The following is a 19,456-nucleotide window of genomic DNA, read 5'->3' as shown; positions in this document are numbered from 1 at the left end:
TTTTATATAGGACACCATAATGAACAGTTTAATTAAGTTTTGTTTTATTGCTTGTTTAGCATTTACGTTTAACGCGCAAAGTGAAGAAATGCAAGGCGCACAATACAAAGAGCTTGGCCCTTGGCAAGTACATTACATCGCCTTTCCTTCTACTTTTATTCAGCCAAAAATAGCAACAGCGTATGGCCTTGAACGGAGCGGATACAAAGGCATTGTGAATATTTCTATATTAAAAAATAATACCGAAAACACAGCACAAACGGCAAAGCTTACAGGCACAGCTAAAAACCTACTTGGCAACAAACAAACGCTTACTTTTAAAGAAGTAAAAGAAGGTGATTCAATTTATTACCTTGCCCAAGTTGATTACACCAACGAAGAGATTTTACGCTTTGAGATTGAGATACAACAAAATAATCAATTTCAAAAATTACAGTTTCAGCAAAAATTTTACGTAGATTAATAACATGACCAAAACTTTAGTACTTGCTACAGGTAATCCTGGCAAAGTAAAAGAGCTCGCTAACATGCTAAGCCCTTTGAATATTAATGTAGTTCCACAAAGCGATTTTAACGTAGGTGAAGTTGCCGAAACCGGCACTACCTTTGTTGAAAATGCCATTATTAAAGCACGCCATGCCGCTAAAATTACTGGCATGCCTGCAATTGCCGATGACTCAGGTTTAGAAGTTGATGGCTTAAATGGTGCGCCCGGTGTGTATTCAGCTCGCTTTGCAGGCCCAGGTGCTAGCGATCAAGATAACATCGATAAGTTACTCGTTGATTTAGGTGATAACCCTATCCGTAGTGCTCGTTTTTGGTGTGTACTGGTGTTAATGCGCCACGCAAACGACCCTACTCCGCTTATTTGTAGTGCTAGTTGGGAAGGCGAAATTACGCTCACTCAAAATGGCAACGGTGGATTTGGTTACGATCCAGTGTTTTTTGTAGCAGAGCAAAGTTGTACGAGTGCTGAGCTTACAAAAGAGCAAAAAAATGCAGTGAGTCATCGCGGACAAGCGCTGCAAAAATTATTACTAGAACTACAGCAAAAAGGCGGCCTGTGAACCTTCCACCACTGAGCTTATATGTGCATGTGCCTTGGTGCGTGCAAAAGTGTCCGTACTGCGATTTTAATAGCCACGGGCAAAAAGGTGAAATACCTGAAGCTGAATATGTTCAACACTTAATTGATGACTTAAAAGCGGATTTGCACCTAGTACAAGGGCGTAAAATTCACAGTATTTTTATTGGTGGCGGCACGCCAAGCTTATTAACTGGTGCAGCTTATACCCGATTATTAAATGAAGTCGACAACCTAATTGGGCTTGAAGACAATTGTGAAATTACCCTTGAAGCCAACCCTGGTACAGTAGAAACAGGTCGCTTTAAAGATTACGTAAAAGCAGGCATTAACCGTATTTCTATTGGTGTGCAAAGCATGCAAAACGACAAATTAAAAGCACTTGGTCGGATTCATGGCAGCGACGAGGCAAATTATGCCGCGCAGCAAGCTAAAGAAGCCGGTTTAAAAAGCTTTAACCTTGATTTAATGCATGGCTTACCGGGCCAAACACTTGATGATGCATTGAGTGATTTAAAACAAATAATAGCGCTCGATCCTCCGCATATATCTTGGTATCAATTAACTATTGAACCCAATACTCAGTTTGCTTCAAAGCCCCCTACCTTGCCACAAGACGAAACACTGTGGGACATTCAAGAACAAGGGGTTGAGTTACTCGCGCAAGCCGGTTACGTGCAATACGAAATATCGGGCTATGCAAAACCGGGCTATCAATGCCAACATAACTTAAATTATTGGCGTTTTGGCGATTATCTCGGTATTGGCTGTGGCGCGCATGGTAAGGTTACTGATGCAAATACAGGGCTTATAACGCGTACCGAAAAGGTTAAACATCCACGCGGCTATATGGATTTAATTAAACCATATATGTATAAAAGCTGGCATGTAGAGCAAGACGATTTAGCGTTTGAATTTTTTATGAATCGCTTTCGCCTTGTTGAGCCTTGCCCAATTAATGATTTTAATAAACTAACAACACTGGCGCTGCAAAGTCAGCAAAGTGCATTAAACCAAGCAGTAAATAAAGGTTTATTGACTCAAACAGATAACCATTGGCAGGTAACCTTAAAAGGTCATCGCTTTTTAAATGACCTGCTAGAATTGTTTGTGTAGCGCGAAGGCACTGCACAGCAATATAAAACTAATAAATATAAATCACCCTAATGGGTTTCTAACAACAAAAGGGAAAACAATGCGTAAACTCACTTTTATTGCGGCCGCAGTAAGCGTTGCACTACTTGCTGGTTGCCAGCAAACAACACAACAGTCTACTTCAGCCCCTATTGCACAAGCAGTTCAATCACAACAAAGTGAAATAGACAAAGCCAATGCATTTTTTGAAGATACATTTAACCGCGATGTAATGAGCAGCCCTGTATATCAAACATACATGGGGATTAAGCAAGATTACGATAAGTGGGACGATGGCAGCGAAGAAAGAAAGCTTAAAGATTTAGCACAAACAAAAGCAGACTTAGTTACACTAAAAGCCATTAACCGTGACTTATTAGATGACGCAACTAAAGTTAGCTACGACTTAAAAAAACAGGATCTTGAAAGCTCAATTGCTGACTTTAAATGGCGTTACCATAATTACCCTGTGAACCAAATGTTTGGTACGCATTCTATGATCCCTGCGTTTTTAATTAATCAACACTCAGTTAGTAATGTAAAAGAAGCTAAAGACTACATTTCACGCCTAAACGGTGTAACTGACGTTATTGATCAGCTAATTACTGATTTAGAAACTCGTGCTGATAAGGGGATTATTGCTCCTAAGTTTGTGTTTCCGCATGTTATTGATTCAAGCAAAAATATTATCCACGGTGCGCCGTTTGAAAAAGGCGATGACTCTACATTACTTGCCGACTTTAAACGAAAAGTAACAGCGCTTGAAATTAGCCAAGACGAAAAAGACTCGTTAATTAGCGATGCATCAGATGCATTAAAATCGGCTGTTAAACCGTCTTACTCTGAGCTAATTAATTACCTAGCACAGCTTGAAAAACGTGCTGACGATCGCGATGGCGCATGGAAACTACCTGACGGTGAAGCGTTTTATAACAACGCACTTAAGCGCACTACAACAACAGATTTAACCGCTAAAGAAATTCATGCAATTGGTTTATCTGAAGTGACACGTATTCATGATGAAATGCGCGAAATTAAAGATAAAGTAGGCTTTAAAGGTGACTTAAAAGCGTTTATGCAGTTTATGAAAACTGACAAACAATTTTACTACCCTAATGATGCACAAGGTAAGCAACGCTACCTTGATGAAGCCACTGGACTTATTGATACAATGAAAACGCGTTTAGATGAGCTATTTATTGTTAAGCCAAAAGCTGATTTAAAAGTAAAAGCAGTTGAAGCATTCCGTGAAAAAGCAGCGGGCAAGGCATTTTACCAACAGCCAGCTCCAGATGGTTCACGCCCAGGTGTTTACTACGCAAACCTTTACGATATGGAAGCTATGCCAACATATCAAATGGAAGCACTTGCTTACCACGAAGGTATTCCGGGTCACCACATGCAAATCGCTATTTCGCAAGAACTAGAAGGCGTTCCTAAGTTCCGTAAATTTGGTGGCTACACAGCGTACATTGAAGGTTGGGGTTTATACTCAGAGTTCATTCCTAAAGAAATGGGCATGTACTCAGACCCTTACTCAGATTTTGGTCGTCTTTCAATGGAGCTATGGCGCGCATGTCGTCTAGTGGTTGATACGGGTATTCACGCGATGAAGTGGACTCGCCAAGAAGGTATTGATTACTACGTAAATAACACGCCTAATGCAACATCTGACGGTGTTAAAATGGTTGAGCGTCACATTGTAATGCCTTCACAAGCAACGGCTTATAAAGTGGGTATGCTTAAGATTTTAGAGCTTCGTGAAGACGCTAAAAAGCAACTGGGTGATAAGTTTGATATTCGCCAGTTCCACGACGTAGTGCTTAAAAATGGTCCTGTACCACTTAATGTACTAGAAAACTTTGTTAATGAATGGGTAGCAAGCAAAAAAGCTTAAAACCAATTTAAACAATTGCTTTAAATATGAAAGGTCGCATTTGCGGCCTTTTTTGTTTTATAGTAGTAAAAAAGATTTTTGGAAATAATAATGGATTTAAGCATACAACTACTTAATGCGCGTATTTCAAAGCAACAGTTAAATGAGCTCGATAACGACTTTAAGCAGTTAAGTCCTGCTCAGCAAACTTTGCAGCTTAACCATTTATATGACAGCGCCCAAAGGTTGAGTGTTAAGTATGACTTTATGCAAAACATAGCAACGCGGATATTAAGCTCTAACACAGCGCCTTCTTCTTTTATTAATCAACTCACTAATATTGACGCATTGAGCTTTTTTACCCCTGCGCTGAAAGTAAATAAAGGCTTTTTAGTACAAGATACACAAGGAAATAACGTACTACACAATGTGTTTAAGCATGCCGATGCGACAAAGCTGCCATTTAACTATGTGCGCTCTTTGATGTTGTTTGAATCAAATGATGAGTTAGCTAAAGCGCTCGCGCAGCCCAACTCTCATGGCTTAACACCGGTTGCCTGCTACATAGCCTATGCACATAAACCGAGCACACCGGTAAAGCATGAATTTTCAGCTTTGTTAGCATTAATGGAAATAGAGCAAAAACAAAATCCTAACGCAAAACAGCAGCTTGCCAACGCACTAAAAGGGCAAAAAGTTAACGAGACCACAATTTTACTGAGCGCCGCTTACTTGCAACGCTCAACGGCGCAAGTTGCTCACTTAATCAAGGCGCTTTAATTCACTCACAACTTCTGTACGCACACTGTCTATGGCATGTGTAATAGATTGCGCAGCACTTTGGTGATCAACCATATTTGGCCAATTTGTTTGCCAGACCTTTTGTAAGTCTTTTGTTTTTAAATGTACTTCATCAACGGCCAAGTAGCTTAAGTCATGAATTAAGTTAACTTTAACCCAGCCTTTTCTGGGGCTGCCATCTATTTTGTTATTATCGTAATGTGCCGCAAATACAATAAGCTCAAGCTCGGCTAGCTCTTGTAAGATTTGAAAGCTAGCAATGCGTGTATTGTTATTCTCTTCACTTGCCTCCATCCGCCATGCATTATAACTAAAGCCTATAAACGCAAATACTACGCTCGCTATAGCAGTAAAGAAGTACGAACGGGGAGCCAGTACAAACTGACCATATTTAGACTCTGACATATTATCTCCTAGGGCCTGTTTATCTTTCGAGGTTAAATTTGCAGCAGTATGTTTGGTATTTAGGCAAGGCAGAGCCTATGCAGTGTGATTATTCCCCATTAATAGGCGATAACGTGGAATAAATGCCAAACATGCGCTGCCCGAAGGGTTCTGCCTAGGGGCAATTTACTCTTTGTTGCTCGGTTTTTACTTAGCCCGCTAGGTTACAAACCTCACGCCGCGATTAAATCGGCCCCTAGATTGAACAAATTTTAATCCTGAAAGGTCAACAGGCCCTAATCATTTAAATAATATTCAACGCTGGTCACCACTCTTATATTTTTTATTTGCGGTGTATTTGAATCTCGATTACTGATACTAAATTGCCCTTGGCGAGCTGTTTTTATTTTGCCTAATTTTGAATTAGAGTCTTTAGCAAATTTATTAGCGACTTCACGCGCTTTTTCAGTAGCTTCTTGCACCATCGCAGGTTTTACATCATTGAGGCCAGTAAAGATGTATTCAACTTTTGTCTCGTAGCTATCCTGCACTATTGCGATATCTTGTTTAGCAAGCTGGCTTACTTTACTCAGCGCGTTTTGCACTTTATCTGGCGCAGCAGAATAAACAGTAATATTTGAGCGCACTATGTATCTAAATTGCTGATTTTCATTGCTGTATTCACGCGCTTGCTTGTCAATAACTGACTGGCTACCTATTGTTATTTCATCGTCGTCAAAACCATGGAGTTTTAAAAAAGCAGTTACCGCATCATTTTTTTTCTCAACTCGGCTTACTAATTTTTCAAGATTATTGTCGGCATCACTAAATTGCAGAGGCCAAATTACCGTATCGGCTATTACTTCTCGCTCGGCCAATCCCTTAACCTGCACAGTACGTTCCATCCCTTTTACACTTAGAGCGGTACTTTTTAAAATAAACCCTAAGCTAATTAAGCCTATACTTAAACAAATAGCCGCTATAACAATGTAAAAACCGGGGGTTTTATTCACAATAATCTCCTTGATTGATATCAATAATAAGCATCTAGACGCTCGAAATAACACAGTAAACAGGGTACATTGAGACTATAAATAACGCAAAATTTAATCAGCCTAGGAAAAACCATGAGCCTTAAGCGTATAACCCAATTTTTTAACCCAAGCTCAGTGGCTGTTATTGGCGCCTCGAATATATCAACTCGGGCTGGTTTTGTGGTTATGCGCAACTTACTTCAGGGTGGCTTTAAAGGGCCGATAATGCCTGTTACTCCAAGCCATAGCGCAGTACATGGCGTACTTGCTTACCCCTCTATTGCTGACTTACCAAAAGTACCTGACCTTGCTGTTATTTGTACTAACAAAAATACCTTAATTGATATTATTGAGCAGCTTGGAGAGCTGGGCTGTAAAACGGCTATTGTTATTGCCGATGGACTATCTGGGGAGCAAAAAAGCGCGCTTAAAGCATGCGCTCAAGCCAAGCAAGTTACTTTGCTTGGACCCAATTGCTTAGGCTTGCTGATCCCTCATATTGGTTTAAATGCGAGCTTTTCACATACCGTGGCAAGTCCTGGTAAAATTGCATTTGTATCGCAATCAGCAGCAGTATGCTCAACCATTTTAGATTGGGCTAAAAACAAAGAAATTGGCTTTTCATATTTTGTATCTGTAGGCGATTGCCTTGATATAAACTTTAATGAACTACTCGACTTTTTAGGTCGTGATGCCAAAACCAAAGCTATTTTACTCTACATAGATAACATTGAAGATATTCGTGGTTTTATATCAGCAGCAAGAGCTGCGGCCTTTAGTAAACCTGTAATTGCGATTAAAACAGGTAAAACAACTGCGGGCGCACTTGCAGCCGAAATTCACACCGGCGGAAAGCAAAGCTCTGACGCTGTTTACGATGCGTTATTTCAACGAGCGGGTATGCTGCGGGTAAATGATTTACGAGAACTATTTGCAGCGACACAAACACTCGCCATGCATCCAAAATTATTAAAAGTAGAACAACTAACAATTTTAACTAATGGTGGCGGCCCGGGTGTTATGGCCGTTGATGAGCTTATTCAAAACTCCGGTAAATTAGCAGAGCTAAGCATTGAAACCCGAAATGCGCTAAATAAAGTCATCCCACAATCCGAAACCACCTCAAACCCTGTGGATATTTTTGGCGACTCAGCACCTGCTCGGTACAAGCAAGCATTAGAAATTTTACTGCACGCAAAAGAAGTTAAAAATTTACTGATTATCCATACTCCCTCAGCGCTTGCGCCCAGCGAAGACTACGCCAACATTATTGTAGAAACCTTACAAACATTGCCTAAAATGGCGCGCCCTTACGTTATAACTAACTTTATGGGTGAAGACGCATCTTACGCTGCCAGAAAAGTGTGCTCAAACAACGCAATACCTACTTATCGTACGCCCGAAGGGGCTGTTGGTGCATTTATGCACTTGGTAACGTATCGTCGAAACCAAAAACATTTAACGCAAACACCTGAGTCGAACACTGATGACGCAAAAATAAATAAAGTAGCCGCTAAAGCGCTTATTAATGAGTTTTTAGATGACGGACAAAGCTACTTACCTACCCATCAGGCAAGCCAAGTATTAAACCACTATGGTATTAAATGCATTCAAACTGAAGTGGCTTACACCCCAACAGAAGCCAAAGAGCAAGCCATAGAGCTTGGTTTTCCGGTCGCGCTGAAACTTATTAGCCCAAGTATTGCTTCAAAGTCTGAAGTAGGTGGTGTGGTGCTTAACTTAAATGACGCGAACGAGGTTGAACAAACTGCTTTTGCAATGCTTATTCGTATTAAAAATACGTATCCGGATGCTGTTATTGAAGGGTTTTCATTACAAAAAATGGCGCCGCGAGCAGGCGCAAATGAGCTGCGAATTGCGATTAAAACCGAGCCTAATTTTGGCCCAGTTATATTATTAGGTGAAGCAGGCACCGGCCTTGAATATGCACAAGCCGCCGTTGCTCTGCCTCCTCTGAATATGAACTTAGCAAAGTATTTAATTGCCGCAGCGCACGATAAAGGCGTACTAAAGGAGCGCATACTCCCCGAAAAGGTTGATAAGTATCGTTTGTGTGCACTGCTAACGCGTATTTCTCAGTTAGTTATTGATCAACCTGACATAAGCTCAATGGAACTTAATCCTATACTTGCCAGTAATGGTCAATTTTTAGTGCTCGATGCCACCATGACACTTAGCCGCTATCAAACTCAGAGCAATCGTAAGCGCTTATCTATTCGTCCCTACCCTATTGAACTTGTTGAAGTAGTAACGCTTAAAAACAACACCCAAGCTACGCTCAGACCGATAAAGCCAGAAGATGAGCAAGCCCATAAAGCATTTGATGAATCACTTAATAAAGAGGACAGATATAAACGCTTTTTTGGCGAACTACCACAGTTTAACCACGATCAACTCGCTAAAATGACGCAAATTGATTACGACCGTGAAATGGCGTTTATTGTTTGCCAACGCTTTGAAGGTAAAACCCGCACTCTGGGTGTGTCTCGCGTCATTATGGACCCCGATAACCTACATGCTGAGTTTGCTATAGTAGTGCGCTCAGACTGCCAAGGCTTAGGGCTTGGTCGTATACTAATGAGCGCTGCAATTAATCACTGCAAACACCAAGGTGTGGAGTCAGTTGAGGGCATCACCTTACCAGAGAATACAGGGATGATTAAACTTGCCCGTAAGCTAGGTTTTACAATTAGTCGCGACTTTGAAGAAGGCAGTATTAACATGGTGCTTAAACTTAAATAATGAATGAACCGCAAACGTTACGCCAAAAAATGGCTTGCCTGTTTGAAGGCACAGGTCAATATCAACGTCCAGGGCATATTCTTGATATTGCACTCATTAGCATAATAATGATTAACGTTGTAGCCATTGTTATTGAGTCAATTCCAAGTGTGGCTGAGCAATATTACAACGAATTCTTGGTGTTAGAAATTGTCTCGGTCGCTATTTTTGTTATTGAATACTTAGCCAGGCTTTGGGCCTGTGTAGATAAAACAAAATATGCAGCAATGGAAGGGTCTCATACCAAACGTCGGCTTAGCTATTTTTTCTCCCCTTTGGCAATTGTTGATTTAATCGCGATTTTGCCGAGCTTAATGATGTTTTTATTCCCGCTCGATTTACGTTTTTTACGCGTACTTAGGTTATTAAGAGTATTTAAACTCACTCGTTACTCCCGTGCAATGCAGTTATTGTTACAAGCATTTATGGATGAAGGTAGTTCATTAATGGCTGCTTTTTTTATAATGGCCGTCGTGCTTATTTTAGCTTCATGCGGAATTTATTTAATTGAGCACGATATTCAACCCGATAAATTTGGCTCTATTCCTGCGGCAATGTGGTGGGCAATGGCAACGCTGACGACCGTTGGTTATGGCGATGTAGTGCCTATAACGGCAATGGGGAAATTTTTTGGCGGTGTGATCACTCTTCTAAGCATGGGCATGATCGCAATTCCTACAGGGTTATTGGCATCTAGTTTTTCAGAACAAATACGTAAGCGCCGTCAGTTTTTTGAAGACGCTGTGCACGAGTCAATTCAAGGTGGCACACTTAATGACACTCAACAAATACACCTAGAAGAGCTACGTCATAAGTTAGGCTTGAGTAAGCTAGAAGCTAATAAGGCCATTAAAACGCAGTTAAATGAGCATAACAGCCATATGTTTTGCAGACACTGCGGTAAAAGACCCTAAATCAGTACGACTATTCTCAATTGAATATGTCACTCCAATCGCGATTAATAAGCGCGAGTACGTCGGTATTAGGTACCGGTTTACTAAATAAATACCCTTGGAAATGCTTGCACCCTCTCGCCTTTAGAAAAGCAAGTTGATGCGAGCTTTCTACGCCTTCCGCAACACACTCTTTACCTAAACTATCAGCAAGGGCAAGTGTTGATTGGATAATAGCTTCATCGTCAGAATCTATGCCTATGTCTTGTACAAAGCTTCTATCTATTTTTAGTACATCAATAGGAAAACGTTTTAAATACGTAAGTGATGCGTAACCTGTACCAAAATCATCCATGTACAATCTACAACCCAACTTTTTAAGTTGATCCATGCTATGCAGCGCTTCTTTTGAATCACGCATTAATATTGATTCGGTTATTTCAAAAACAATTGCCTCAGACGATACACCCGCTTTACTTAACGCTCTTCTAATTTCAGGAACAAGGTCTTTAAACTCAAAATCTAGTGCTGATAAGTTAATAGATAAATACAGGTTAGGTGAGGCTTTTCGCCACTCTTTTAACTCCAATAAAGCGCGCGCAAAGGTCTGCAGCATAATTTTTGTAATTAAGCCTATTCCCTCTGCTGCCATCGAAAACTCTTGAGTTTGTACTAGTTTATTTTCGGGCCAACGCAGCAGTACTTCAAAGCCTTCTGTTTTTTGGCTCTTAGCATTAATAATGGGCTGATAATAATTACAAAACTCTTCTTCTTGATACGCTCTAGTAAGCTGAGATTCAAGATGCAGCGCTCTTTGAACATGCTGATTCATCTCTTGCTTATAAAACTGATAACGCCCCTCTAAAGAGTCTTTTGCATGATATAACGCTATGCTCGCAGCTTTTAAAAGTGCAGGGCCTTGCTCTGCGTCATCTGGCGATATCGACACACCAATACTTAAATTAACGTTTACAACTTGGCCATTAATCGTAATATTTTGATTCACGCAATCCATTAACTTAGTGCATATTATAAGTACTTGCTCTATCTGATGAATATCTTCTACTAGCACAACAAACTCATCGCCACCAAATCGCGCAACACTATCCGATGGTCGCAAAGAACACTTTAAGCGCTCAGCAACTTCTTTAATTAGCTCATCAGCCGCTTCGTGCCCTAAAGAATCATTAAAGTATTTAAAACGTTTAATATTGATGTGTAACAAAGCCACTTTGCATCCATGCAGTTTTGCTTGTTCTAGGGCGTGTTCAACCCGGTCATTAAATAATGTACGATTTGGCAGCCCAGTTAAGGCGTCGTAGTTGGCCAGTAAGTGCAGCTCGTTTTCAGCTGATTTTTGTGCGTTTATATCGGTTAAAATAATCACATAACTATTAAGGCGCTGCTCGTTATCGGCTACTGCACTTATTTTCACAAGTACATGACGCGACTCACCATTAGCTAAAACCACACTGTCTTCACACGAAAAGTGCTCTCCAACAGATAGCTTTTGCATAATGCGTAAATAATCAAAACGATTGCTGCGCGATATACCTAAATTTAAAGTCCGGCTAGATAACGACTCTGCGGAGAAGTTAAAGGCGGTTTGTAGTGATTTATTAGAAGCCCGAATATTTAAATTTTTATCGAGTATAAACACCCAATCACGCGTTTGCTCAAACGCTGCTGTAAATAGTAAAGCATGCTCTTCAAACACCATTTCACGGGTCATATTTGTATACGTACCCGCCACTTTTTGTGGTGTTTTATCATCCCACTCAACTACTTTTCCAAAATCCTTATACCAGCGCCAATAGCCTTTTGCATGACGCAGGCGATAAGTACAATTAAAGTAACCTTTATCGGTAGATAAAAATTCAAGCCACTCTAAGCGAAATAATTGTTTATCTTGAGGATGAATTTTAGATAAATATTCATCAAGGCTCACGGTTTCATTTTCGTAGCCTAGCTCACTCGCTAAGCGAGGTTGGTAAATACTTGGATTGCTTGATTCCCAATCCCATACACCCGATTCGCTGCCTTCAAGCGCTAGTTTTAAACGCGCTTCGCTTTCTTTACTTTCTTTATTTGCTGCCAACAAAATACGCTGAATTTTATTACGGCGCATAACCCACATAGCAACAAAGCCAATAAACAGCATGGCGTAAAGCGCCATAAAATAAGGTGCACGCCAAAGCGGATATTTTACTTTTATTTTTAAAATAGCAGGCGAGGTATATTCTCCAGTCAGGGGGTCTTTAGCCCAAACTTTTAATTGGTAATTACCTGGATTCAATTTTGGAAACAATACGCGGTTGTTATTTCGAGTATAACTTTTTTGTCCATTATCGAGTTGATACTCATAAATGATGCGTTCTTGATTGCTAAATGCCATGGCAGAAAATGCCACTTCAAGCCCTATATCATCATGGTTTAACACAACCTCGTTGAGCGGCTGCTTTAAATCAAGCGATAAATCTCGTGACATTAAATCAACTCGCGTAATATTTACGTGATCAATAAGTGATTGGTAATTTTGGTTTTCCATCGGGTGAAAATAAGTAAAACCTTTTAAGCTACCATACGCAATATGGCCATCTTTAAGCTGTGCCATGGCGTTACTATTAAACTCAGCAGAGAGTAGTCCTTCTGACGTAGAAAATTGTTGAAAATGAAGTGTTTCTGGGTTTAATCGCCAAATGCCTTTATGGCTACTCATCCAAATCATGCCATCATCATCTAGCACCATATCGTAAAGCAATGTGCCTAATTTATTCTTCTCTAAATCGATTGTATGTACTAATTGATAAGTAGATGCGTCAAGGCCTATCAATCCAAAATTAGAAAGTGATATCCACAATATATTGTTGTTATCTATTAAATAAGAAAGCACGCTAATGGCTACGTTTTCATGCTGCTTTGGCACTTTGTAAATCATTTTAAGTGCTAAATCACTTGGGTTTACTTGATATAAAATTCCAGCATTAAAAAATAGTGGCGAGTCTGGCTTATTACTCAACGCGGGTAAAAAGCCATGAGCTAAAAAGGGTTCAAATTGTTCAAACTGACCACCCAAACGCGTTACTACCTGTGAATCTATATTGTATATAAATACCCCATGATCTGAGTGTACAAAGTATAGATCGCCATTTGGCATTAGTGTAACGCCATGCACCCTACCAGTAATCAGCTCTTGATTAGCAGGGTTATGTACTTTAGGTTCGCTCACTTGATGCGTTACAGGGTCAAAAATAAATAAACCACGGTTTGTATAAAGCCATAAATTATCTTTATAGGGCATTATTTCATATACGGTAAACTCAGTGGTGAGTAAGTCAACTTTGTAGTCTTTTAAATAAGCTTTACCAATGTTTGTTTTTAAATCAACCTCGGTAATACCATTATGCGTTGCAAGCCAAAGCTTGTCTTTATATTCGGTAATCCCCCAGATAGAGTGATGTGATAAACCATCCCCACCGAGCAAAGTGCCATCGACATTATTAAAATGATAACTGTCGTGAGATAAGTAAAACGCTCCATCAGTTTTAGTCGCAACCCATGTACCACCCGATTTATCTTTAGCCATATCAATAATGCTGGTATCAGCAAGTGTGTACTTACTTTGGGCTATTCGAGTATTTTTAATCATCTCACCGGTGTTTAAATCAAATTTAAACAAGCCTTTGTCGGTAGCTAAATCTATTGTTCCGTGTTCGTTTACTATGCTCCAAACATTTAGGTCACTTAGTAATACTTTACTCTTAAAAGGTAAATCTGGGCGTTCAAACATTTTTGATAAGTTACTAATATCAACTTCGTATAAGCCTTGTACCGCCCCGACTAACAACTGTTTATTTTCACCTAATGCGAACGACTTAACATTATTTTGGTAAATATGTTCAGCTTCACCTTTTAAATGCTGTAGAGGTCTAACTTGCTCTGTGGCAATATCAAATACGTATGCGCCATGGCTTGTACCTATAAATATATAACCATTGTAAGCAAACAGCTTTCTCACAAGGGTATTTTTATATTTAGCAGGCAGCTCAAAAATAGTTGTTATTTTTCCGGTTGCGATATCAAGCTTTGCAAAATCGCGGCCTCGCCCAATCCAAAGCGTTTTTTTATCAACGGCCACCATACTAAAAACAGACTGATTGATAATTTCTTCTTCACTGGTAGGTTTTTCAAGGAATTGCTGATATGAATCTGTTACGGGGTCGTACCTAAATAGGCCTGCAAGTAACGAGGCAATCCAAATATGTCCTTGAGGGTCTTGGTAAATACGATCGATGATCGCCTCTTCTAATTCACCATTAGGTCCATTTATTGGAATAACTTGATAGCCATCATAACGATTGAGCCCGGCCTCAGTCGAAAGCCACAGGTAACCGTTAGTGTCTATAAGCATAGTATTAACGTAGCTTTGTGATAAACCTTCGCTTGGAGATAAACGTTTTACTTGTGCCTCTACTTGGCAACTTAGAATAGTTATTAAAACTACAAAGCAACTAATTATCCCATTAACGCATTTACTCATGCTTATTCCATATTATTATTTATTATTATGGGTACTCTAGAGCGACTATATTTCGATGTTTGTAAGTATCAAAAAGTACTTGTAAAGCAAGAGTATATGTTAACACCTGGTTAAAACCAATAGCGCGATATAAATCAGCTACGTTTTCATATGCGAAGGTCTTTATCTCTCTATTTTGGGACTTCAAGAGTGTGGATAGCAATTGTTTTGCAATCCCTTTACCGCGATGTTCCAGCGCAACAAACATGGTAGATAAAAATAAAAACGCTGTTTTATCTTGTAATCTACATGCTGCCACTATTTCATTATTATAGTAAGTAACCCATACCTTATCCTGTTTATTAGCACGCCCTCTTACGCTGTGCTTTTTGTAAAATTTATTCACAAGTGGGGTTTTTAGTTCATTTAACACTTCAACTTTATACATTTTTATATCGATATTTAGCTAAGCATTAGCGCTAAATACTGTTCAAATTTTTGTTTCAAGACCATTTGCTCTGCCATTGGGCGGCTATGGATTGTGCTGTAAACTTGCTCTCTCGTTTTTTTGTTACGCTTAATTTGATACGCCCAAAAAGACGCTTCATAATCTAACTGAATTTGATATTTTTCTTCACGTGGTAATAGGCATAAATTAAAACTCACAATACTTCCTCATTCGTTTTTAAGATTATTTGATTCCCCTCTCTAAACTGGGCAAGAGGTAATCTACTTGTTATTATACGCGTCTTATTTTATTTATTTCTGTAGTAATTGGAACCGATAATGAACAGACGTTTTAGTATCTTGTTATTATTGGTAAATTTATTTTTTATTGCACCTTGTTTTAGCCATCAATACAACCTTACTTTTAACCGTCCGCAAAGCACACCTCAAGCTGATTATGCCTTAGAGCTTTTAAAATTAGCATACGCAGATATAGGTTTTAAAATAAATATAATCGATTTTAACCATCAAAATGCTTTGCTCGCTGCAAATAATGGCGTACTTGATGGGCAGTTAGGGAGAGACGCAAGCATTGAAGAAAACTATGAGAACTTAATTAGAGTTGATTATGAACTGTTCAAGTTTGACTTAGTATTATATAAAAATTGTTTACCTCGCAGTTTAGAACAACTCGATAGTGTCGCAATTGTTGATGGCTACCCTGTCCAAGAGCATTATTTAGGAAGTACACAATTTGCAGGAAATATTATTAAAGTTAAAAGTATGAATGCCCAGCTTAATTTACTAGCCCAGAAAAAAGTACAAGGGGCTTTAATGATTAACTTTATAATGCAAAATAACGATCTCCCTACACCCCAAGGTTGCTTTGAAAAAGAAGTGTTGAGTACGTATCCGCTTTATCATTATTTAAATAAACGTAATAAAAACCTAGTAGAAAAACTTAAAATGTCATTAATTAACCTAACTGACAACGGTACCGTATACGCACTAAGAGCCAAGTATGGGTTGAGCTTTTAAAAGTCGAATCCTTGCTGCTGCGCCTGTTTATTTAGAACTACACTTTGCTGCTTTTTTTGTAGGTAACGTTTATAACGCTGCTGACATAAACTAAGCACCTTCTTTTTTTGGGCGTTAGTAAGTGAGTTCCATGTAAAGCGCTCATCACGACTGCGATAACACCCCTTACAATATCCTCTGTTATTAACTAAACAAATACTTTTGCAAGGGCTTGGAATATCAAATATTTCAATTTGTTGCATAGCATTAGCACCGTTTAATTAGAGGTGCTTAGTATAGCGTCATTTTTGAGCAAAAAAAAAGCAGCAATTTAATTGCTGCTTACTTTTAAGGCTATTAAGCTAAGAGTATTAATGCTCGCAGCTATTCGTATTTATCTCTGTTTTACGATGAAACGGTTTAGCGTACATAGCCAGTACTAACGGTTTTAACTCCTCTGGTACCAGTGCTAAACGCTGCTCAAACTTAGCGGTATCTGGAGAGTCAATAACCGCCTTTTTACAGCCACCAGCAATATAGTTACCTGGGTGTAAGTAAAATGAATCCACTATTTGCTGATCAATTGTTTTAGCAAGCTCTTCTGCGCTATCGCATTGCTCTTCTATTGGTTGCCCAAATGCTAAATGTACATGCCCTTTCGCGGTGCTAAAGCCTTCAACAATACTTGCAATGTCTTCACCTGCTGATTTTATATATTCACCATGGTGTTGCTTATGATAAAGCTCTTTTGCTTTAGCGATTGCACACGGCTCATATTGATACGAAATAGACACAGGAACAATTTTAAGCTCTTTAATATATTCACCAAACTCTTTCTTTTGCTTACGACCATTTAGTTGCAGCATTTTTAAAAGTGCCGGATCAGTTTGATCAAAGCCATCTTTTGCACGCCCTTCTTTTTGCGCAATCCAAATAGAATTACCGCCAACTAAAGAGTCGTAAATATAAGATGAAAGCTGGGTGAGCGCTTTGAGCATTTCTTTTGGCGCTTTTGCTGAGCGTTTAACAATAAAGCTTTTGTTTAAACGCATAAGCTCAGTAATGTAAGGTATTTGCAATAAATTATCGCCAATAGCAATACGCACTGTTTTCATTTTATGTTGATATAAACCCCAGTTAACTAATGCAGGATCGAGCACTATATCTCTGTGGTTTGAAATAAATAAATAAGCTTGGTTTGGGTCTAACTGATCTAACCCAGAAAAGGTTACTTTTGACGTGGTGCGTTTTACTAATTTATCTAAGTATTGCGCCACTTCGTTTTGTACGTCTTCAACGGTGCTTACTTTGCCCCACTTTTTACGTAACTGACTTCTTACTAATGGGCGTGCAATAAAAGGCACTGCCGATAAGAAGCGCGGTAAATTATACTTTGCTATTACATCAATAAACGCATTATCGTTAATTAAACGAGTAAGCGACGCCGCAACTTCGTCGTCGTTGTATGGGCGTATATCTGCGTATTTATCTTCTAATTCACTCATTACTACATCTACAATGTTAAAAAACGGCACGCCAAAGCGCACCGTTTATGTCTATATCCGATTATAACTCAGCCAATCTAAAATGCGAAATAATCAAAAAACGATTTTTATTTTTAGCAACTCGCTAAAAAATCTATTTACAGCCGAGTTTAATTAGCTTCTATGACCATGAGCTTGCTTAAAAGTGCAAAAAACTGATCAGTTGATCAAAATACCATGTTCTTAATCAGCTAGTGGGCAGACCACTAATACTAAACCCTTTAATTACATGCCCTCTAATCATTTGGTAGTAATACCATTAACAAAGCCTTTCTTTCGTAGTACCTTAAGCCCATATTTTAGATTTTTGCTGGATCGTAGGCCTCTTTTTACGATTTTAACTCTTTTAGATCCACTTATTTTAGGGCTCATAATGAACATTACTATTCTCGATAACGCTACGTTAGCTAAAACGTCTCTTACTTGTATTGAACAGCTTGGTAAATTAACGACTTATGAACTTACTAGCCCAAAGCAAGTTATTGAACATTGCCAAGGCGCAGATGTATTAATCACTAATAAAGCGGTTTTAAATCGCGACACTATTAGCCAACTATCACAGCTTAAATTAATTTGTGTAAGTGCAACTGGTACTAATAATGTTGATCTAGAAGCCGCTAAAGAATTTGGTATTGCCGTTACTAATGTAGCTGGCTATTCAACACCTTCTGTTGTTCAACATACGTTTTCTTTAATTACTAACTTACTGGGTAATACACATCGCTATCAGGCAGATTGCCAGCAAGGCGCGTGGCAAAAAAGCGAAATGTTTTGCATACTCGATTACAGCTTTAATGATTTACAAGGTAAAACATTTGCCATTATAGGTGGCGGTACATTAGGCAAAGGCGTTGCTAAAGTGGCTGAGGCATTTGGCGCTAATGTTATTGTTGCAGAGCGTAAAGGAGTTGCTTGTCGCGATGATCGTACGCCTTTTGAAGACGTTATTAAAACAGCCGATATAATCAGTGTACACTGCCCGCTAACAGATGAAACACGCGATCTAATAGCACTTAATGAGCTTAAAATGATGAAGCCAAACGCTATAATTATTAACACTGCACGTGGTGGTATTATTAACGAAGCCGACTTAGCAACAGCACTTGAGCAAAACTTAATTGCAGGAGCCGGTGTTGATGTACTCACTAAAGAACCTGCAGAGCTTTCAAACCCGCTAGCTAATTACAAAGGCAATAACTTATTACTTACTCCACATATTGCATGGGCAAGTACTGAATCTATTGTGCGCTTAATTAATGAAGTAAATTTAAACATTGCGGCATTTACTAAAGGTGAATTACGCAACCGCTTGGTTTAGCCATTTTATTGTAGTAATCAAATAAGCTAAAAAATGGCTGTTTTTACTAATATATTTAATATTTTATTACATAAAAACAGCTTAACTCACTTAACAAGCTGATTCATAAAAACTTATCAGTATGGTCTACTCTTTGCTTTAATACTGTTAATAACCAATTAAAAATATTATTAAGGTAAATAAAAATGAAAAAATCACTTTTAGCAGCCGCTTTAATCGCTCCATTTTTAACAGGCTGTGTTATTGCCGTATCAGATGGTGAAGCTGAGACTCATTGGGCAGGGAAAAATTCATCAAGCTGGCAAGCACGACATAAAAATAATCGTGAAGTTATATCAGAGCTAAAAATGGATAGCAGCTACCAATCTGTTTTAACGCAATTAAAAACGCCTAATTTTACAGAGCTATTAAAAAAAGATGACGATGTATACCAAGTACTTTTTTATGTAACGCATAGCAAGCATTCAGATTCAAAAACAACAAAAGATGAATGTACGCCACTTGTATTTAAAAATGATAAGTTAGTGGGCATTGGTGAGACCGCTTTAGGTATGATCACGCAGTAACTAATAAAAGGCAGTTTGATACAAAAACGCCAATATA

17 protein-coding genes are annotated in these 19,456 nt (G+C 38.9%); 10 read left to right on the top strand and 7 right to left on the bottom strand.

Annotated features, from left to right (window positions below; all coding sequences use genetic code 11):
• The first annotated feature begins 19 nt into the window (after positions 1–19).
• The 5 genes from EU510_RS13390 to EU510_RS13370 all read left to right on the top strand — a co-directional run bounded on the left by EU510_RS13390 (position 20) and on the right by EU510_RS13370 (position 4,874).
• Positions 20–463, top strand: coding sequence for a DUF4426 domain-containing protein (locus EU510_RS13390; protein ID WP_149593906.1), 444 nt, complete (start codon positions 20–22; stop codon positions 461–463).
• Between the two features lie 4 nt (positions 464–467).
• Positions 468–1,067 (top strand): RdgB/HAM1 family non-canonical purine NTP pyrophosphatase, encoded by a 600-nt coding sequence (gene rdgB, locus EU510_RS13385; RefSeq protein WP_149593905.1) that lies wholly within the window; start codon positions 468–470, stop codon positions 1,065–1,067.
• Positions 1,064–2,200, top strand: coding sequence for a radical SAM family heme chaperone HemW (gene hemW, locus EU510_RS13380; RefSeq protein WP_149593904.1), 1,137 nt, complete (start codon positions 1,064–1,066; stop codon positions 2,198–2,200). The genes rdgB and hemW overlap by 4 nt, the downstream gene beginning before the upstream one ends.
• Positions 2,201–2,279: 79 nt before the next feature.
• Positions 2,280–4,115, top strand: coding sequence for a DUF885 domain-containing protein (locus EU510_RS13375; protein WP_149593903.1), 1,836 nt, complete (start codon positions 2,280–2,282; stop codon positions 4,113–4,115).
• Between the two features lie 90 nt (positions 4,116–4,205).
• Entirely contained in the window at positions 4,206–4,874 is a 669-nt protein-coding gene (locus EU510_RS13370) for a hypothetical protein (RefSeq protein WP_149593902.1), read from the top strand.
• On the opposite strand, the gene EU510_RS13365 is transcribed toward EU510_RS13370, so the two are convergent.
• Positions 4,857–5,300 (bottom strand): hypothetical protein, encoded by a 444-nt coding sequence (locus tag EU510_RS13365; protein ID WP_149593901.1) that lies wholly within the window; start codon positions 5,298–5,300, stop codon positions 4,857–4,859. The two genes, EU510_RS13370 and EU510_RS13365, sit on opposite strands and share 18 nt — an antisense overlap.
• A gap of 275 nt (positions 5,301–5,575) precedes the next feature.
• A complete protein-coding gene (locus tag EU510_RS13360; RefSeq protein WP_149593900.1) occupies positions 5,576–6,292 on the bottom strand; it encodes an SIMPL domain-containing protein in 717 nt (238 codons plus the stop codon).
• Positions 6,293–6,406: 114 nt separating this feature from the next.
• Between EU510_RS13360 and EU510_RS13355 the strand changes: the two genes are divergently transcribed.
• Both EU510_RS13355 and EU510_RS13350 read left to right on the top strand, forming a co-directional pair.
• Positions 6,407–9,076 carry a bifunctional acetate--CoA ligase family protein/GNAT family N-acetyltransferase gene (locus tag EU510_RS13355; protein WP_149593899.1) on the top strand — a complete coding sequence of 890 codons (2,670 nt, stop codon included), beginning with the start codon at positions 6,407–6,409 and terminating at the stop codon, positions 9,074–9,076.
• Positions 9,076–10,029, top strand: a complete 954-nt coding sequence (locus EU510_RS13350) for an ion transporter (RefSeq protein WP_149593898.1) — start codon at positions 9,076–9,078, stop codon at positions 10,027–10,029. The genes EU510_RS13355 and EU510_RS13350 overlap by 1 nt, the downstream gene beginning before the upstream one ends.
• 16 nt (positions 10,030–10,045) lie before the next feature.
• Here the strand turns inward: EU510_RS13350 and EU510_RS13345 are convergent, their stop codons facing one another.
• From EU510_RS13345 to EU510_RS13335, 3 genes are read right to left on the bottom strand one after another with little or no spacing between them, the layout of a single operon-like run.
• On the bottom strand, positions 10,046–14,548 hold the full coding sequence (locus tag EU510_RS13345) for an EAL domain-containing protein (protein WP_149593897.1): 4,503 nt from the start codon (positions 14,546–14,548) through the stop codon (positions 10,046–10,048).
• A gap of 25 nt (positions 14,549–14,573) precedes the next feature.
• On the bottom strand, positions 14,574–14,975 hold the full coding sequence (locus EU510_RS13340) for a GNAT family N-acetyltransferase (RefSeq protein WP_149593896.1): 402 nt from the start codon (positions 14,973–14,975) through the stop codon (positions 14,574–14,576).
• Positions 14,976–14,989: 14 nt separating this feature from the next.
• A complete protein-coding gene (locus EU510_RS13335; RefSeq protein ID WP_149593895.1) occupies positions 14,990–15,193 on the bottom strand; it encodes a DUF3283 family protein in 204 nt (67 codons plus the stop codon).
• Positions 15,194–15,313: 120 nt separating this feature from the next.
• Between EU510_RS13335 and EU510_RS13330 the strand changes: the two genes are divergently transcribed.
• Positions 15,314–16,012 carry a transporter substrate-binding domain-containing protein gene (locus EU510_RS13330; protein ID WP_149593894.1) on the top strand — a complete coding sequence of 233 codons (699 nt, stop codon included), beginning with the start codon at positions 15,314–15,316 and terminating at the stop codon, positions 16,010–16,012.
• Here the strand turns inward: EU510_RS13330 and EU510_RS13325 are convergent.
• Both EU510_RS13325 and EU510_RS13320 read right to left on the bottom strand, forming a co-directional pair.
• Positions 16,009–16,254 carry a DUF1289 domain-containing protein gene (locus tag EU510_RS13325; protein ID WP_149593893.1) on the bottom strand — a complete coding sequence of 82 codons (246 nt, stop codon included), beginning with the start codon at positions 16,252–16,254 and terminating at the stop codon, positions 16,009–16,011. The genes EU510_RS13330 and EU510_RS13325 overlap by 4 nt on opposite strands.
• A 108-nt stretch (positions 16,255–16,362) precedes the next feature.
• A complete protein-coding gene (locus EU510_RS13320; protein WP_149593892.1) occupies positions 16,363–17,496 on the bottom strand; it encodes a 1-acyl-sn-glycerol-3-phosphate acyltransferase in 1,134 nt (377 codons plus the stop codon).
• A gap of 412 nt (positions 17,497–17,908) precedes the next feature.
• Here EU510_RS13320 and EU510_RS13315 point away from each other — a divergent pair, with 412 nt between their 5' ends.
• Both EU510_RS13315 and EU510_RS13310 read left to right on the top strand, forming a co-directional pair.
• On the top strand, positions 17,909–18,853 hold the full coding sequence (locus EU510_RS13315) for a D-2-hydroxyacid dehydrogenase (protein WP_149593891.1): 945 nt from the start codon (positions 17,909–17,911) through the stop codon (positions 18,851–18,853).
• A 185-nt stretch (positions 18,854–19,038) separates the two neighbouring features.
• Positions 19,039–19,419, top strand: a complete 381-nt coding sequence (locus EU510_RS13310; RefSeq protein ID WP_149593890.1) for a DUF3192 domain-containing protein — start codon at positions 19,039–19,041, stop codon at positions 19,417–19,419.
• Positions 19,420–19,456 lie beyond the last annotated feature (37 nt).

The sequence above is a fragment of the Pseudoalteromonas sp. FUC4 genome (genome assembly GCF_008370255.1).
Lineage (GTDB): Bacteria > Pseudomonadota > Gammaproteobacteria > Enterobacterales > Alteromonadaceae > Pseudoalteromonas.
The sequence above is the reverse complement of the archived record's forward strand: the minus strand, read 5'-3'. Positions and strand labels throughout refer to the sequence as shown.

Bases quoted from the DNA above. Each gene is read 5' to 3' on its own strand.
- EU510_RS13390 (WP_149593906.1), top strand. From the start codon at position 20: ATGAACAGTTTAATTAAGTTTTGTTTTATTGCTTGTTTAGCATTTACG.
- rdgB (WP_149593905.1), top strand. From the start codon at position 468: ATGACCAAAACTTTAGTACTTGCTACAGGTAATCCTGGCAAAGTAAAA.
- EU510_RS13375 (WP_149593903.1), top strand. From the start codon at position 2,280: ATGCGTAAACTCACTTTTATTGCGGCCGCAGTAAGCGTTGCACTACTT.
- EU510_RS13370 (WP_149593902.1), top strand. From the start codon at position 4,206: ATGGATTTAAGCATACAACTACTTAATGCGCGTATTTCAAAGCAACAG.
- EU510_RS13365 (WP_149593901.1), bottom strand. From the start codon at position 5,300: ATGTCAGAGTCTAAATATGGTCAGTTTGTACTGGCTCCCCGTTCGTAC.
- EU510_RS13355 (WP_149593899.1), top strand. From the start codon at position 6,407: ATGAGCCTTAAGCGTATAACCCAATTTTTTAACCCAAGCTCAGTGGCT.
- EU510_RS13350 (WP_149593898.1), top strand. From the start codon at position 9,076: ATGAATGAACCGCAAACGTTACGCCAAAAAATGGCTTGCCTGTTTGAA.
- EU510_RS13345 (WP_149593897.1), bottom strand. From the start codon at position 14,548: ATGAGTAAATGCGTTAATGGGATAATTAGTTGCTTTGTAGTTTTAATA.
- EU510_RS13340 (WP_149593896.1), bottom strand. From the start codon at position 14,975: ATGTATAAAGTTGAAGTGTTAAATGAACTAAAAACCCCACTTGTGAAT.
- EU510_RS13330 (WP_149593894.1), top strand. From the start codon at position 15,314: ATGAACAGACGTTTTAGTATCTTGTTATTATTGGTAAATTTATTTTTT.
- EU510_RS13325 (WP_149593893.1), bottom strand. From the start codon at position 16,254: ATGCAACAAATTGAAATATTTGATATTCCAAGCCCTTGCAAAAGTATT.
- EU510_RS13320 (WP_149593892.1), bottom strand. From the start codon at position 17,496: ATGAGTGAATTAGAAGATAAATACGCAGATATACGCCCATACAACGAC.
- EU510_RS13315 (WP_149593891.1), top strand. From the start codon at position 17,909: ATGAACATTACTATTCTCGATAACGCTACGTTAGCTAAAACGTCTCTT.
- EU510_RS13310 (WP_149593890.1), top strand. From the start codon at position 19,039: ATGAAAAAATCACTTTTAGCAGCCGCTTTAATCGCTCCATTTTTAACA.